Annotated in this window: 11 protein-coding genes; 5 read left to right on the top strand and 6 right to left on the bottom strand. The window is 72.6% G+C overall.

Annotation, left to right across the window (positions count from 1 at the left end):
• Window positions 1-137 precede the first annotated feature (137 nt).
• Window positions 138-3536 carry a hypothetical protein gene (locus tag STRBO_RS0136650; RefSeq protein WP_020115659.1) on the bottom strand — a complete coding sequence of 1133 codons (3399 nt, stop codon included), beginning with the start codon at window positions 3534-3536 and terminating at the stop codon, window positions 138-140.
• Between the two features lie 271 nt (window positions 3537-3807).
• Between STRBO_RS0136650 and STRBO_RS0136655 the strand changes: the two genes are divergently transcribed.
• From STRBO_RS0136655 to STRBO_RS0136665, 3 genes are all read left to right on the top strand, one after another.
• The gene (locus tag STRBO_RS0136655) at window positions 3808-4566 is read left to right on the top strand and encodes a GOLPH3/VPS74 family protein (protein WP_005486078.1); all 759 of its coding nucleotides are present in this window, start codon (window positions 3808-3810) and stop codon (window positions 4564-4566) included.
• Window positions 4567-5114: 548 nt separating this feature from the next.
• The gene (locus tag STRBO_RS0136660) at window positions 5115-5984 is read left to right on the top strand and encodes a helix-turn-helix domain-containing protein (protein WP_028797056.1); all 870 of its coding nucleotides are present in this window, start codon (window positions 5115-5117) and stop codon (window positions 5982-5984) included.
• Between the two features lie 289 nt (window positions 5985-6273).
• Window positions 6274-6483, top strand: a complete 210-nt coding sequence (locus tag STRBO_RS0136665; protein WP_005486080.1) for a DUF397 domain-containing protein — start codon at window positions 6274-6276, stop codon at window positions 6481-6483.
• A gap of 170 nt (window positions 6484-6653) precedes the next feature.
• On the opposite strand, the gene STRBO_RS0136670 is transcribed toward STRBO_RS0136665, so the two are convergent.
• The gene (locus tag STRBO_RS0136670; RefSeq protein ID WP_005486081.1) at window positions 6654-7511 is read right to left on the bottom strand and encodes a hypothetical protein; all 858 of its coding nucleotides are present in this window, start codon (window positions 7509-7511) and stop codon (window positions 6654-6656) included.
• 80 nt (window positions 7512-7591) lie between these two features.
• Here STRBO_RS0136670 and STRBO_RS0136675 point away from each other — a divergent pair, with 80 nt between their 5' ends.
• Together STRBO_RS0136675 and STRBO_RS0136680 are read left to right on the top strand one after the other, a co-directional pair.
• A complete protein-coding gene (locus tag STRBO_RS0136675) occupies window positions 7592-8380 on the top strand; it encodes an SDR family oxidoreductase (RefSeq protein ID WP_005486082.1) in 789 nt (262 codons plus the stop codon).
• Window positions 8381-8573: 193 nt separating this feature from the next.
• A complete protein-coding gene (locus tag STRBO_RS0136680; protein ID WP_005486083.1) occupies window positions 8574-10151 on the top strand; it encodes a sodium:solute symporter family protein in 1578 nt (525 codons plus the stop codon).
• Between the two features lie 103 nt (window positions 10152-10254).
• Here the strand turns inward: STRBO_RS0136680 and cpt are convergent, their stop codons facing one another.
• The 4 genes from cpt to STRBO_RS0136700 form a co-directional block, all read right to left on the bottom strand.
• On the bottom strand, window positions 10255-10803 hold the full coding sequence (gene cpt / locus STRBO_RS0136685) for a chloramphenicol phosphotransferase CPT (protein WP_005486084.1): 549 nt from the start codon (window positions 10801-10803) through the stop codon (window positions 10255-10257).
• 17 nt (window positions 10804-10820) lie between these two features.
• Window positions 10821-11321, bottom strand: a complete 501-nt coding sequence (locus tag STRBO_RS0136690) for a GNAT family N-acetyltransferase (protein ID WP_020115664.1) — start codon at window positions 11319-11321, stop codon at window positions 10821-10823.
• 24 nt (window positions 11322-11345) lie between these two features.
• Window positions 11346-12461, bottom strand: a complete 1116-nt coding sequence (locus STRBO_RS0136695; RefSeq protein WP_005486087.1) for an ADP-ribosylglycohydrolase family protein — start codon at window positions 12459-12461, stop codon at window positions 11346-11348.
• 266 nt (window positions 12462-12727) lie between these two features.
• Window positions 12728-15412, bottom strand: a complete 2685-nt coding sequence (locus STRBO_RS0136700; protein ID WP_020665665.1) for a tetratricopeptide repeat protein — start codon at window positions 15410-15412, stop codon at window positions 12728-12730.
• Window positions 15413-15493 lie beyond the last annotated feature (81 nt).

The raw sequence follows: 15493 nt of genomic DNA on the forward strand, positions 1-15493 counted from the left end.
TTCCGTCCGTATGGTCGGAAGGGGCGCCTTGTGCCTCTGCCTTGTGCCTTGTGCCTCTGCCTTGTGCCTCTGCCTTGTGCCTTCTGCCTCGGGGGTCGGCCCGCGCGGGTCAGTCCACTCGGGTCAAGCCACTCCCGTCAGCTCACTCGGGTCAGCTTGGTGAGGAAGCCGGGCTCGGTGAGGGTTTCCTGGAGGGCGACAGGCACCTCCACGCCGTCGCCGGTGCCGTTGCCGACGATCAGTGAGCCGACCTCGGTGCCCGGCTTCGCCTCGTGCGGGATGGTGGCGCTCGCGTCGAGTTCGAGCTTGACGGTCTTACCGGCCCAGCCGACCGCCGAGACGTTCTTCGTGACCACGACCGGGGTCCGGCCGCCGAGCCCGTCGTCGACGTATCCGACGACGTCGCCCTTCTTCAGGATCGTGTCGGAGGTCAGCCCGTCCTGGGCGGCGAGCATCGCGGTCTTGCTGACCGCGTTGACCGTGTCGATGATCGGCGGGGTGTGCTGGCCGAGGATCGCGCCGACGACGATCGCCGTCTCACCGCCGACCTCCTGCGTGGCCGCGAAGAGGAGGTTGCCGCCGGCGGCCGTGGTGGAGCCGGTCTTGATGCCGATGGCGTTGTCGTAGGGGACGAGCCGGTTGTAGTTGCTCCAGGGCTGGCCCGAGGGGTCCTTCCAGGAAGGCAGCCTGGTGATGTCCGTGAGGGCCTTCATCTTCACCAGCTCGTTGCCGAGCTTGACCTGGTCCTCGGCGGTGGAGACGGTCGTCTCCTTCAGCCCGGACGGGTCGGTGTACTTGGTGTTCTTCATCCCGAGGTCCTTGGCGGCGGCGTTCATCTTCTTGACGAACTCCTCCTCCGAACCGTTGCTGTCCCAACGGGCGAGCAGCCGCGCGATGTTGTTCGCGGACGGAATCATGATGGCCGCGATCGCGTCGTACTGGGAGAGCGTGTCGCCCTCCTTGACGGTGTTGAGCGTGGACTCGCCGTCCTTGTCGTAGCCGCCCTCGGTCTCCGCCTTGGCGTCGACCGGGATCTTCGCGCCCTTCTCGCCGGCCTTCATCGGGTGTTCCTTGAGGATGACGTAGGCGGTCATCGCCTTGGCGACGGAGCCGATGGCCACGGGCTTCTGCTCACCGAAGCTGTCCATCGTGCCGATGCCGTTGACGTCCATCCAGCCCTGGCCCTCGTCGGGCCACGGCAGGGAGATCTTGCCGCCCTTGAACGCGTACGACTCGTCGGCGGTCAGGGCGAGGGTGGGGGCCGGGAGCGGGCGCAGGGACTGTGCGACCGCGAACACGATCACCAGCAGGATGGCCAGGGGGGTCCAGATCTTGACCCGGCGGATGAACGTCCGCACGGGGGTCTGGCGCGGCGGCGGGGTGTTCGTCAGTTCGGCCAGCAGGTCGAGCGGCGGCTTCGGCGGCAGCGGCTGCTGCGTCGTCCGCTCCGGGCCCACCTGGGGGATGGTCCGCGTCGCCTCCGCCGGGGCGATGGCGGGGCTGCCCGGGGTCGCGGCCGGGGGCCTCGGCGGGGCGTGCTCGTCCAGCGGCTTCAGGGCGACGAATTTGCTGGTGCGTTCGGATGGGGGCGGGGTCGTGCTGCCGGGCTCGTCGTCGGCATCGACCTTCGCCCTGCCGGCGGGGGCGGGCTCGGTGTCGCCCTTCGCGCTGTCGGCGCTGTCGGGCTCGGCGTCGGTCTTGACCTTGTCGGTGACGTCGGGCCTGGCGTCGGCCTTGGCTCCGTCGGTGGCCTCGGCGCTGCCGGCGTCCGTGGACCTGACGGCGTCCTCGGGCTCGTCGAGGGGCTCGGTGGCCTTGGTGGCGGCGCCGCCCAGTTTGAGCATGGTGGTGGGGTGGTCCACCGCGGGCGGCCGGGGGGCCCGGAAGATGGCGGTCGGCTGATCCACAGCCCGCCCCGCCTCGGCTCCGCCATCGCCCTCCGACGTCCCACCCGCACCACCCGCGCGGCTTTCGTCGTCGTCCGCGGGTGGCCCCTGTGGGGCGCCTCCACCGTCGGCGGCGGTCGGCTCGTCGTCGGGGCCCGATTCGCCGGCGGGGCCGTCCGGGCCGTTGGCGGGATCGTCCCGGCCGTCGGCGGGGTCGTCAGGGCCGGCGGGGGCGTGCGGCTGGTCGGCGTCCACGGCCTCGGCCTCGGTCGAGTCCGAGCTGGCGCCTGCACCCTCGCCGGCGCGGGCGGTCGCGCTCGCGGCGCCGGGGCGCCCGCCAGCGGAGAGGTGAACCGTGCTGTCGGTGGCGGGGGGCGCGTCGGCGGGGTCGGACTCCGTGCCGGCGACGGCGGCCGGGCGCGCGTCCGTGGGGTGCCCCGCACCGTCGGCGGGAGTGTGCTTCGCACCGTCGGCGGCCCGGGACGCGTCGGCGGGGCCGGGCTTCGGGCTGCCGGCGGCGGCCGGGCGGGTGTCCGTGGTGGGGCGGGCATCGGCAACCGAGCCGGGGGCCCTGTCGCTGTCCGGTGCGGGCCGGACGTCGGCAGCAGAGACGGCAGCGTCCGCGGTCGCCGAGCCCGTCCTCGCTCCGGCGGCGGCCCCGGGCGCGGACCCGCCGTCCGATTCCACCCGGAGCGTGGTGGTCTTCGGGTCGTCGCCGGATCGGGAGGTCTTGGTGCCAGCGTCGGCGTCGGCCTTGGCCTCTGTGCCGGCCTCGCTGCCGGTGTCGGCGTCGGCGTCCGTACCGGCGGCGGCCTCGGAGTCGGTCTCCTCGCCCGCCCGAGCCGCGGGCAGTCGTACCGCCGAGGTGGTGGGGGTGGGCGCAGCGGCATCGCTGTCGCGGCGGTCGGCGTCGTCGTCCCCGGCTGCCGGGACCGTGTCGGCGGACTCGGTCCTGTCCGCGCCCCGGCCGCCTTCGTCAGCCCCGGTGACAGGCTTGCTGCCGGGGGTCTCCTCCTGGCGCTGGTCCAGCGCGGCGCCCTGGCTCTCCTCGGCGGCGTCCGCCGCCCCAGCCCCCGGCTTGCCGCCCGAGGCCCTCTCCGCGCTCCGGCCGTGGCCGTCCGGGCCCGTCACCGCGTCACCGGCGTCCTCACCGTCGCCGGAGTCGGCATCCGACCCCGCGTCATCCGTACCGGCTTCCGAAAGTTCCGCGTCCGAACCGTCGTCGGACGCATCGCCGTCCGAGTCGCCCACCTCCGGACCGCCCGCACCCGAACCGGCATCCGCACCCGCCCCGTCCGGGCCGTCGGCGCCGGCGCCGACGGCCGAGCCGCCACCGGCCTCCGACCCGTCCGTCTCCGATTCGGCACCCCCGACGGCTCCCCGCCCCGCAGACTCCGCCGAACCCGAACCCGAACCCGAACCCACACCGGCACCATCCAGGTCGGTGTCCTCCGCCTCCAGCAGGGCCCGGCGGGAGAACACCGCTGTCGCCTGGTCGGGCTTCGGGGCGGGGTCCCGGGACATCGCGAGACGTGGGTCCAGGGATGGCTTCGCGGGGCCGGGGGCGTCCCGGAGCGGTGGCTCGTTCCCCGATGTCGACTCCGTCGACGACTCGTACCGCTGCGACCTGTCGGGGGACGTGCCCGCCACCGATGCCTCCTCCCGCGCGCCGCCCGTCCTAGGAGCGCGCGCCCAACCGAACCGTGCTTCCGTGAAATCCCGCCGCCCGGAGACTAGTCACCGGCGCATCACCGCGCCTCGCCGCTGTCCGAACCATGTACCAGTGTCCTGTGTGCGGGCTTAACCCCTGCGGTAGACGAGAACGACATACCTATCGGTTCCACTACAATCCGGTCACGCACTCTCGACAGACCAATGTGAGAGGGGTCACCCTGTCTGTCATCCACGCGGGGAGGCATGGATGGGCAGGAGCCGCAGAACGATTCCGGAGGAGCTTCTGCTGCTGGCGTTGGACCCGGCCACGGGTACCACCGCACAGCCGCAGTCGCTCGACCTTGGTCTGGCCGGAGCGCAGCTAGTGGAGCTGGCGCTGGCCGGACGGATAGCCCCAGACGGGGATCGTATCGCCGTGGTGTCCCCACGGCCGACTGGAGATCCGACTCTGGACTGCGCGTTGGAGTTGCTGCGAAGGCGTGGCGCTCCCGTACGGGCGGTCCATTGGATCGGCGGGCCCCGTCTCGGGCTCCGCCAGATCTATCTCTCGCATCTGGAGCGGTGCGGCATGGTGCATGCCGTGGCGGGCCAGATGTGCGGAGTGCTGCCGACCACTCGCTACCAGGCGAGTCAGACCGAGATCAGCCGGGAGATCCGAGCCCGGCTGGACTCCGCGATCCGCACCGGCGTCCCGCCGGACCCGCGGACCGCGGCGCTCGCCGCGCTGGCGCACGCGGTCGGCCTCGGCAAGCACCTGTATCCGGGGAACGAGGGACGCTCGTCCCGCTCCCGGCTGCGGGACCTGATCCGGCACGACCCCATGGGTGGCCTGGTGGCCCACGCCGTCATGGACGTGCAGAACGGCGTGGCCGCACAGCCGCGCCGCAGCCCGGCACCGACCGGCCGTCAGGCCGCCCCCGGCGCCAGGCCACCCGCACCGGAACCCGCGCGCGGTGTTCCGATGCAGCCACGCCGCGGCTCGATGGCCCGCGTAGTGGCGCACTGAGAGACGCACGCAGCACACCGCAGGACCACAAGCACGAAGAGCACCGAGAACACCTGAAGCGCGCGAGGAGTTCGGCGCAGGCGCCGAGGCACCGGGGTGCGTGTGGGAGCAGGACCCCGGAGCCGCGGGTCCCGACCCCACCGCACCACATGCGTCACGTGGACCACATGTGTCACGTGCACCACGTGCGTCACGTGCGCCCAGGGACCCAGGACCCGGTTCGGGAGCCGCAGGTTCGCGCGGGGCGTGTGGGGCCGTAGTACGCCCCCACACGCCCCGCGCGACCGCATGCCCACGCCCGGACCGCAGCCGGTCGGGGACAGCCGGCCGCGCCCACCTCGCCGCCATGCCGGGCCGCGCGTCACGTCCAGGCCGCGCCCTGCGCGCGTCCATCCGGCGGAGATCCCTCCACGGCGGAAAAACACCGGCGCGAACGGCGCGTACGCAGCGCATATCCGCTGTTTTCCAGCGGTACTCGGCACCTTGGTGGCAATCTGCTCAGCAGCAGATACGCAAAGTAGAGGCACGCAGCCGGAGGTGCACGTCCCGTGGCGTCCAATGTCAATCCCACCGTCAGGCGACGCCGGTTGGGCCAGGAGCTGCGAAGGCTCCGCGAGCTCAAGGGCATGACCGCCGAGGAGGTCGCCGAGCGGCTGCTGGTCTCCCAGTCGAAGATCAGCCGCCTGGAGAACGGCCGCCGCAGTATCAGCCAGCGTGACGTCCGCGACCTCTGCGGAGTCTACGAGGTCGAGGACCAGCGGGTCGTCGACTCCCTGATGCAGATGGCCAAGGACTCCCGCCAGCAGGGCTGGTGGCACGCCTTCGGCGACGTTCCGTACAGCGTCTACATCGGTCTGGAGACCGACGCGGCCAGCCTGCGCGTGTACGACCCCCAGGTCGTCCCCGGGCTGCTGCAGACCCGGCCGTACGCCGAGGCGCTCATCGCGGGCGCGCTGCCCGAGACGACGCCCGCCGACATCGACAAGCGGGTCCAGGTACGACTGAGGCGACAGGAACGTATCTCCGCGCCGGAGAGCCCCCTGCGACTGTGGACGGTCCTCGACGAGTCCGCGCTGCGCCGGGTCGTCGGCAACCGCTCCCTCATGCGCGAGCAGCTGGAGCATCTGGTCGAGCAGTCCCAACTCCCGCACGTCACCGTCCAGGTGATCCCCTTCGACATGGGCGCGCATCCCGGTCTGAACGGGCAGTACGCGATCCTGGAGTTCCCGGACGCGTCGGATTCCAGCGTGGTCTACATCGAGGGTGTCACCAGCGACCTGTACCTGGAGAAGCCGGCCGACGTCCAGAAGTACAGCGTCATGTACGAGCACCTGCGGGCCCAGGCCCTGAACGTGGAGCAATCCCGCCAGCTCATCGCCGACATCGCGAAGGACTACGCGCAACTCCGTCCCCACTGAACGGCCCCTGAACGCTTCCGCAGGGCTTCTGAACGGCCCCTCCAGGCCTGGTGGGACTGAAGGGGCCGGAAGATACACCCTCGACACACTCGGGGGGAAGACCCCCATGGAATATGCCACCCACCCGAGTGAATAGTCGCTTCGTCAGGCGATGTTGGCGAGTAGCGTCGATCACGCCAAGGAAAGCAACGACCTTGGCGCAAACCGAACCGTGGGCTCCGGCAACGGACAGCACCCTTCCACGGTTCGGCGACAGCAACTCAGCGACCAACCGGCAAGCGGAGCAGAAATGGCAATTCAGCAAGGCGCCCAGAACTCGTGGGTCAAGTCGTCCTACTCCACGGGCAACGGCGCGTGCGTCGAGGTCAAGTCCCCCGTCGTCTCGGCCCTGTCCGTGCGCGACTCCAAGGTCACCGACGGCCCGACGCTGGCGTTCCCCGCCGACTCGTGGAGCGCGTTCGTGGCCGAGGCCGGCCGGGGAGCCTTCGACCTCGCGTGACCATGGTTCACCACGACCATCTCCATCCCCCTCATCCCAACTTCACACACACCCACTGACAGAGCCCTCTCGACCGGCCCGCCGTCCTGGCCGAGGGGGCTCGGCCTTGCCCGCGTCCCACCGCCGGGTCCGGCACGCGGGCACGCGGGGCCGCCGGGATCACCCCGGGATCACCGCAGGCGGTCCACGTACCGGTCCGTCCCCGGCACCGTGGGCACGAACGGGGCCAGCAACTCCTGCCGCCCCAGCCCCGATTCCGTGACCGCCTCCCCCAGACCGGCGAAGTACGCCTCCCAGCAGTCGCGCGGATCGCCCTCCAGGAACCACAGAAGGGTCAGGCGGGTGTCGACGCCCTCGACCTGCTTGACGTACGACATGCGGTCCAGGGGCAGCGGGGTGGGCCGGAAGACGGTGACCATGGCGGCCGGCGACCCGGCGAGCCGCTTGGGCAGGTGCCGGGCCCGCAGCCACTCCAGCAACTCTTCCCGCCCCTCGGGTCCTTCGGCGTCGATCACCTGGAGCACGAGGCCCGCGTACGGGTGGTCGAGGGCGTGGAAGTCGCGGGGTCCGGCGGCTCCGTCGCGGTAGACGGTCACCTCGTGGTCCTGGAAGGCCGTGAAGACATGCGTACGGTCCTGGTAGACGCGTGCGTCGCGATTCAGCCGCCTGTTGATGGCGACGGTCCACCTCATGTGGTCGTCGTAGCGGCCGTCGGTGATCCAGTAGGTGGAGAGGTAGCAGCCGGCGGTGACCGGCTGGGCGATCGCCGACTTCTCGGGCGTACGCAGGAGTTGGAGGTCGCGGGTGGCCACCCAACGGCGGCCCGAGAACATCCAGGGCATGGCCATCGCGCCCGCGTAGTAGTGGTCGTCCTCGTACCAGCGGTTGTACGCGTACTCGTGGCCCGGGTGCGGCTCGACCATGGTGATCAGGGCGTGGCCGGGACGGACGCCGTAGGGGCCGACGGCGGCCAGTTCGGCGTACGTGGCGCTGTGGGTGTCCTCGCTCCTGTGCTCGGCCTCGCTCATGTGCTTCCCCTTCCGTCCCTCTGCGGTCGCCCATACTCTGACGCTCCGTCAGATAATGCGCCAGAGCCGGGAGGTCTTCGATGTCACTGCTCACCGGAAAGACGGTCGTCGTCTCGGGAGTCGGGGCCGGACTGGGCCAGCGGGTCGCCGCGGCGGTCGTCCGGGACGGCGGGAACGCCGTGCTGGGGGCGCGTACGGAGGCGAATCTCGCCAAGGCCGCGGCGGAGGTGGACCCGCGGGGCGCGCACACGGCGTACCGGGCGACCGACATCACCGACGAGGCCCAGTGCGCGGCGCTCGCGGCGCTCGCGCGGGAGCGGTTCGGTGCTGTGCACGCGGTGGTGCACGTGGCGGCCTGGGACAGCTACTTCGGGGGCCTGGAGGACGCCGACTTCACCACCTGGCAGGCGGTCCTCGACGTGAATCTGCTGGGCACCCTGCGGATGACCCGGGCCTGTCTGCCGGGCCTGAAGGCGGCGGGCGGCGGGTCGGTGGTCATCATCGGCACCCAGTCGGCGGTGGCCGCGCCCTCGCAGGTGCGGCAGGCTGCGTACGCGGCGTCCAAGGGGGCGCTGACGAGCGCGATGTACTCGCTGGCGCGGGAGTTGGGGCCGCACCGGATCCGGGTCAACACCGTGCTGCCGGGCTGGATGTGGGGGCCGCCCGTGGAGGCGTACGTGCGGTTCTCGGCGCACACCGAGGGGGTGGCCGAGGCGGAGGTGCTGGCGCGGCTCACGGAGCGGATGGCGCTGCCGGAGCTGGCCACGGACGGGGACGTCGCGGACGCGGCGGTCTTCCTGGCCTCGGACCGCGCGCGGGCGATCACCGGCCAGTCGCTGCTCGTCAACGCCGGGGAACTGATGCGCTGACCTGCTCGCGCCGGGCCCTCACGAGGGAAGGAAGGTGATCTTTTTCGGCCACTCGATGTTCACATACATGGACTGTGGTCATCGCTCGGAACTATTTTACCTCCTCTTGGCCTACCCCTTCCTTGCCGTGAGCATGCCACCGAACCCAGAGTTCACATGCCTGACCCTGGCGGCGGACCCTGGAAGGGGGCCCATGAATAGTCTCGACTGGGCCGTGCTCATCGGCTACTTCGGTGTGATGGTCGCGATCGGCGTCTGGTCGCACAAGCGTGTGGACAACGTCAGCGACTTCTTCACGGCCGGCGGCAAGATGCCCTGGTGGCTCTCCGGCATCTCGCACCACATGTCGGGCTACAGCGCGGTGATGTTCACCGGCTATGCCGGCATCGCCTACACCTACGGTGTCACGTCGTTCGTGACCTGGTCGTTCCCCATCGCCCTCGGCATCGCCATCGGCTCCAAGCTGTTCGCGCCGCGCATCAACCGGCTGCGCTCACGGCTGCACGTGGCATCGCCGCTCGAATACCTGAAGAACCGTTACAACCTGGGCACCCAGCAGGCGTTGGCGTGGTCCGGCATGCTGCTGAAGATCGTGGACGTCGGCGCGAAGTGGGCCGCGATCGCGACCCTGCTGTCCGTCTTCACCGGCGTCTCCCTGAACCAGGGAATCCTGATCACGGGCTCGATCACGGCCGTCTACTGCACGATCGGCGGTCTGTGGGCCGACGCGCTGACGGAGCTGGGGCAGTTCGTCATCCAACTGCTCGCCGGTATCGCGATGTTCATCGCGGTGTTCGCCAAACTCGGGGACTACGGCGGGTTCTTCGGGGTCTGGGACCGCCCGGAGCTGAAGGGGCACGCCGAGCCGCTGGTCGGTCCGTACGGCACGGTCTTCCTGCTCGCCTTCCTCTTCATCAAGCTCTTCGAGTACAACGGCGGCATGCTCAACCAGGCCCAGCGCTACATGGCCACGGCGACCCCGCACGAGGCCGAGCGCTCCGCCCGGCTGTCGGCGGTGCTGTGGCTGGTCTGGCCGCTGGTGCTGTTCTTCCCGATGTGGATGTCGCCGCTGCTGGTGAAGTCGGAGTCGGGCAACGGCTCGGACACCTACGCCCTGATGACGGAGCAGCTGCTGCCGCACGGCCTGCTGGGCCTCGTCATCGTCGGTTTCTTCTCCCACACGATGGCCATGTGCTCGTCCGACGCGAACGCCATCGCGGCCGTCTTCACCCGGGACTGCGCGCCGGTGATCTGGCGCCGGGCGCGGACGTGGAGCGAGGGGCAGGGGCTGCGGGTCGCCCGGATCACGACGGTCGTGTTCCTCGGCCTGTCGATGGCGGCGGCCACGCAGGTCAACTCGCCCGCCTTCAAGGACATCATCACCGTCGTCATCAAGTGGGTCGCCGGGCTCATGGGCCCGATGGCCATCCCGATGATGCTCGGCCTGCTGCGGCCCTTCCGCCGCTCCGGGCCGACGGCGGCGCTCACGAGCTGGGCGTGCGGCCTGTTCGCCTTCTGGCTGGTGAACTACCCGATCAACTGGAACATCGACGGCGGCGTGCCCCTGCAGTACCAGGTGTCCATCCCGCTGGCCGTGTCGCTCGTGCTGTACATCGTCATCGGCTTCATCAAGCCGGAGGACACCCCCGAGCGGCTCGCCCTCATCGAGATCATCAACACGGACGGCGACGGGGACGGCAAGGGCGGGGCCGGCGCGGCGGCGGCGGTACCGGCTCAGGGGAAGGACGCGTCCAGTCCCAGCGGGGTCTGAGAGCCTCGCGTACGGGGGTTCGTGTGGGGCCCCGCAAGGCTGTGAAGCCGCGGGGCCGTGAGACTGCGAGGGCCGCGCCCGGGAGGGATTCCGGGCGCGGCCCTCACGGCTGCCGCAGGCGGGCCGCGATCGTGCGGGCGCAGGTCAGGGACTCGGTGTGGGTGGTGTCGACCTCCACGTCGTAGCGCACGCCCTCGTGGACGAGGTCCGCCTGGGCCCTGGCCATTCCCGGCACCCGGTCGCCCCGGGCGATCTCGCGGGCCGCGGCGACGGCGCTGTCGCAGCGGACGCCGGCCCAGAGCACGTCGACGCCGTGCGGGCCGTCGAGAAGCCTCTGCCAGCGCTGCTGGGAGGCCGCGCCGCCGAGGAAGACGTCGTCGACGATGACGCGGGCCCCCGCGCGCACCATGGCCACGACGCCCCGGGCCCAGGCCTGCTCCAGTGCGCGGAAGTCCGCCCCGATGCCGACCTCGCCGTCGGGTGAGATCGCGATGCCGCCGTCCGTCGTCTGCATCCGCGCGGGCATGGCCTCGATGAGCGAGTCGACCCCGAACGCCAGCCACGGGTCCGGCAGCTCGGCCTGCAGACACCGCACGATGCCGGACTTGCCCGCGCTGGAACCGCCGTTGAGGATGATCATCCGAGTGGTCATCGGGCCACGGTAGGCGCTCACGCTCCGGGCGTGAAACCCGTTTCCGGGCAGGCGGGCCGCTCCTTCGAGGGCGCGCCTGCGCCCGGCGGGCGCGTAAGGAACACGTCCACCGGGTCCTCGGCGTCCAGGCGGAAGCCGTGGCGTTCGTAGAGGCGGCGGGCGGGGCTGCCCCGCAGGACGTTCAGGCGGACCGGGAGGCCGGTGCGGTCGGCGCGGGCGAGGAGGGTGCGGAGCACGGCCGTGCCGATGCCGGTGCCCTGGAGATGGGGGGCCAGGTAGAAATGCTCCAGCCAGTGGGCGTCGGCGGCCGGGCGCAGGGCCACGCAGCCGGCGACGGCGCCGCCGGCCTCGATGACCCAGGTGTGGGCCGGGTCGAAGGAGTCGCGGAAGCGTCGGCGGACGCGGCCGGGGTCGTAACGGCCGAGGCGTTCGAGGTCCGGGCGCATGACCACGGCGCGCAGCTCGGCGAGGGGCCCGACGTCCCTCGACAGGGCCGGGCGCATGTTCAAGTCGGCCATGTCCGGCACCGTGTCCGCGCCGCCTCAGGCGCGTGGGTAGCGGGTCAGCCAGCCCGGTACCGCGCCGCCCGGGGCGTGCAGGGCCGGGCCCTGGGTCATTTCGAGGGCGAAGTCGTCGGCGAGGACGAGGATCGTGGGGCGGCCCTCCAGTTCGGCGAGCCAGGCGGGAGGCAGGGCGGTCTCGCCGTGGAGGGCGCCGAGGAGACCGCCCGTCAGGGCGCCGGCCGCCCCCGAGGGGCCGCCGTGGTTGACGGAGAGGCACAGGCCGTGGCGGATGTCCTCGCCGACGAGCGCGCAGTACACGGCGACGGCCAGCAGTCCCGCCGCCGCGCCGTCACCGGCGAGGCGTTCGACCAGGGCGGGGGACGGCGCACCCTGGCGGACGGCGGCGACGGCCTGCTGGAGGGCGTCGGCGACGGGCTGGTGGCCGGGGCGGGCGGCCAACAGCACCAGGGTCTTCTGAACGGCGGCGTCGAGGCTCTCGCCGCGCGCCAGGGCGTGGACGATGACGGCGTAGGAGCCGGCGGACAGATAGGCGGTGGGGTCGCCGTGGGTCTGGGCCGCGCACTCGACGGCCAGTTGGAAGACCAACTGCGGCTCCCAGCCGACGAGCAGGCCGAACGGGGCGGAGCGGGCGGCGGCCTCGGCACCGCACGCGCCCGGGTTCTTGGGGGCGTCGAGCGTGCCCATGGTCCCGTCGGCGAAGCCGAGGAGGCAGATGAGGGAGGGGTCGCGGCGCGCGTAGAGCCACTCCTCGCGGGCGAGCCAGCCGTCGTCCTTGCGGCGTTCGTCGGGGCCCCAGTCGCGCTGGGTCGCGGCCCAGCGCAGATACGCCCGGTGCAGATCGGTGGGCGGGTGCCACACGCCGGTGTCGCGGCGGACCTGGGCGCGGATCAGTCCGTCGACGGTGAACAGGGTGAGCTGGGTGAGATCGGTGATCGCACCGCGCCTGCCGTACGCGGAGGCCAGATCGGTCAGCCACTCCGGGCCGTACGCCTCACCGATCTGCGCCAGGGTGAGGTGGTCGACCGGCGCGCCCAGCGCGTCGCCGACGGCGGCGCCCAGCAGGGTCCCGCGCACCCGGCTGCGGAAGTCCTGCTGCTCGACACGCCCCCAGACGGCACCGGCTGTCGCACCCACCCCAGCCTCCTCACGGCCCCTGCCCCGACCCGTACGTCAGTACATCTGTACATCCGTACGCCCGTACGGCTCGACAGTCCAGCACTGTAATCGAACAGGAACCATCGATTCAGGGCCCTCATCGAGCACTGGACAACACAGAACGCGCGACTCCTCGGTCACTGCGGCACAGAACAATCAGAGGCGAACAGGTGCTGTGCCGGAGTCCCACTCTCGAAGAAACCGTGCGCCGGCGCAACATCCGTCGACGGTCCGTTCCGGACGATTCACTCCGGGTGCCGCGAACGCGGCGGCCGGGCCGCCGCCGCTTCCCTGGCCCGGTCGTGCACGTCCGCGATCGACGGGTCGCCGGGGCGCAGCGCCCGCGCCCGCTCCGCGTCGGCCAACGCCCGCTCCGGGGCGCCCAGTTCGAGGTGGACGGCGGCACGGTGGCGCAGCGCCCAGGCGTACTCCGGGCGCAGCGCGACCGCCGCGTCGAGGTCGGTGAGGGCGTCGTCGAGACGGCCCAGCCGGAAGCGGGTGACGCCCCGGCCGGCGTACGCGGAGGCGTACAGGGGATCGAGGGCGAGGGCCCGGTCGTAGTCGGCGAGGGCCTCCTCGTCGCGGTCGGCGACGCGCAGGGCGTCACCGCGTTCGCAGTGGACCCAGGGGGCGTCCGGGTCGAGCGCGACGGCGTGGTGCAGGTCGGCCAGCTGCCGCTCGTGCTCACCCCGGGAGCGCCGTACGCGCGCCCGGCGCACCAGGGCCCAGACGTACTCCCCGTCCAGCTCCAGGGCGCGGTCCAGGTCGGCGAGGGCCTCGTCGAGCCGGCCCTGCGCGAGCCGGGCGGCGCCCCGCGAGGCCCAGGTCGAGCGGCGTACGGGATCGAGGGCGACGGCGCGGTCGAGGTCGGCGACCGCCGCGTCGGGGTCGCCGAGGAGTCGGTGGTAGTCGCCGCGCAGGACGAGGGTGGTGGTGTCGTCGGGGGCGAGCGCGTCGGCGCGGTCGAGGTCGGCCACGGCGCCCGCGTAGTCCCCGGCGTGCGCCCGCGCGACCGCCCGGCCCTGCCACGCCGTGGCCGCTCGGGGGTCGAGGGCGAGGGCCTGGTCGTACTCGGCCACCGCCCGTTCGTGCGCCCCGTCCCGGTGCAGCGCCCGCCCCCGCAGAGCGCGCGCGTGCGCCTGGCGCCCGGCGTCGAGAGCGGCCCGGAGCAGCAGCACGCCGAGCGCGTCATGGACACCGCCCCGCTCCAGCGCGCCCAGCAGGTCCCGCCCCCAGCGCGTCGCGTCCTCGTCGTCGGCGTCCTGCCCCGCCTGCGCCAGGGCCTCGGCCCAGCGCCGGGCCACGGCCGTGTCCTCGCCGCACGCGTCCACGACGTCCCGCAGCGCCCCGGCGAGCGCCCCGCGCTCCCCCGCGCACAGCCGGTGGTACGCCTCGGCCAGCCGCAGCTCCCGCCACCGCGCCTCACCCCATGGCTCCCGCCCCTCCAGCCCGGCTTCGGCCTCCGCGCGCCACCCGGCGAACGCCGCCGCCAGCCGCCGGTGCCGCGCGCCGAAGTCCCGGGGCGACCTCGTCCGCTGCAGCCGCACCATCGGGGCGCGTACGACGTCGTGGAAGACCACACGGTCCCCGCGGTCGGTCACGAAGGGGAGGGCGCGGAGCCAGGCGAACAGCGCGTCGGGGTTCTCGGCGGCGCCCACGCGGGCGCCCGCGCCGGTAGCCGCATCCGCATCCCCACCCGCACCCGCATCCGCATCCCCACCCGCACCCTGCACGGCCACCCGGAAGACCTCAAGGTCCAGCCATCGGGGCAACGCGCAGGTCAGCGCGGTGGCCCGGCGTACCGGGTCACTCTCCCAGCGCAGGAAGCGCTCCACGGCGGTGGCGCTCGCGTCGCCCGCGTCGGCGAGGTCGTCGAGGTCGGCGGGGCGGGCCTCGGCGAGGGTCGAGACCAGGACGGGCAGACCACCGGTGAGCCGGAGGACCTCCTCCACCACCGGCGGGGCGAGCACCCCCCTGGCCGCGAGGAGGCCACGGGACTCGGCCTCCGTGAAGGGCCGCAGCGGGAGGTCGAGGACGAAGTCGCCGAGGCCGCCCCAGCGGGCGGCGTCCAGGGGACGCTGTCCGGCCGTCACCAGGACCAGGTTGCCGGGGAGGGGGCCGTGACGGTCGCCGGAGACGAGGTCGTGCAGCCACGGGTCGAGGAAGACGCCGGTCCGCTCGTAGGTGTCGAAGAGCAGGACCAGCCAGGGCGCTTCGGCCGCGGCGTGGGCCAGCTCCTCCAACAGGGCGGGGGTGAGGACGAGTTCGGGGGCCAGGAGCAGTTCGGCGTCCTCCTGGCCTCGGGTGCGCGGGCCGTGGCCGGTGCGCAACCTGTCCGCCTGGCGGGCGAGCTGGGCGGGGTCGACGGCGCCGGCGAAGGGCCCGACCACGGGGACGAGGCCGAGCGCGACGAGGGTCGCCCGGGCGGCGGCCATGCTTGCGGCCGACGGCTCGGCGACGGCGCCGGCGCGCCCCGACCGAGCCGGCTGACCCGGCCATCCCGCCTCACCCGGTTCCCCGGGCCGCCCCTCCTGCTCGGGCGCGGCCATGGCGGCGAGTTCGGCCGCGTACCGGCGCTCGCGGTGGGCGGTGAGCAGCCGTTCCAGCTCCTTGAACCGCCGTCCCTGCCGGGCGAACCGGTCCGCGATCACGGCCATGGCCTCCGGCACACTGCCGACGCCGTCGTCGACGTACGCGGTGAGGGCGCCGTGCTCCCGGGCGATCTGCTCCAACTCCCGGACCAGGAAGGTCTTCCCCATGCCCGCGTTGCCGTGCACGTGGAAGAGGAAGCGGCGCCGCTCGTCCTCGACGGGCAGATCGAAGGTGGCGCGGAAGGCGGCCCGTTCGGCGTTCCGGCCGACGAAGCCCTGGCGGGTACGGCGCCGGATCAGCTCCTGCATCGTCGGAATCGGTGGCTGCGCGCGCCCCATGCGTACCCCTCCGGCCCTTGTCCAGTGCCCCGCGGTTTTCCGCCACCGGCGGGTCCCATTGTGATCCAACGCGCCGAAAAG

The sequence above is a fragment of the Streptomyces bottropensis ATCC 25435 genome (assembly GCF_000383595.1).
Lineage (GTDB): Bacteria > Actinomycetota > Actinomycetes > Streptomycetales > Streptomycetaceae > Streptomyces > Streptomyces bottropensis.

Bases quoted from the DNA above. Each gene is read 5' to 3' on its own strand.
- STRBO_RS0136655 (WP_005486078.1), top strand. From the start codon at position 3,808: ATGGGCAGGAGCCGCAGAACGATTCCGGAGGAGCTTCTGCTGCTGGCG.
- STRBO_RS0136665 (WP_005486080.1), top strand. From the start codon at position 6,274: ATGGCAATTCAGCAAGGCGCCCAGAACTCGTGGGTCAAGTCGTCCTAC.
- STRBO_RS0136670 (WP_005486081.1), bottom strand. From the start codon at position 7,511: ATGAGCGAGGCCGAGCACAGGAGCGAGGACACCCACAGCGCCACGTAC.
- STRBO_RS0136675 (WP_005486082.1), top strand. From the start codon at position 7,592: ATGTCACTGCTCACCGGAAAGACGGTCGTCGTCTCGGGAGTCGGGGCC.
- STRBO_RS0136680 (WP_005486083.1), top strand. From the start codon at position 8,574: ATGAATAGTCTCGACTGGGCCGTGCTCATCGGCTACTTCGGTGTGATG.
- cpt (WP_005486084.1), bottom strand. From the start codon at position 10,803: ATGACCACTCGGATGATCATCCTCAACGGCGGTTCCAGCGCGGGCAAG.
- STRBO_RS0136690 (WP_020115664.1), bottom strand. From the start codon at position 11,321: ATGGCCGACTTGAACATGCGCCCGGCCCTGTCGAGGGACGTCGGGCCC.
- STRBO_RS0136700 (WP_020665665.1), bottom strand. From the start codon at position 15,412: ATGGGGCGCGCGCAGCCACCGATTCCGACGATGCAGGAGCTGATCCGG.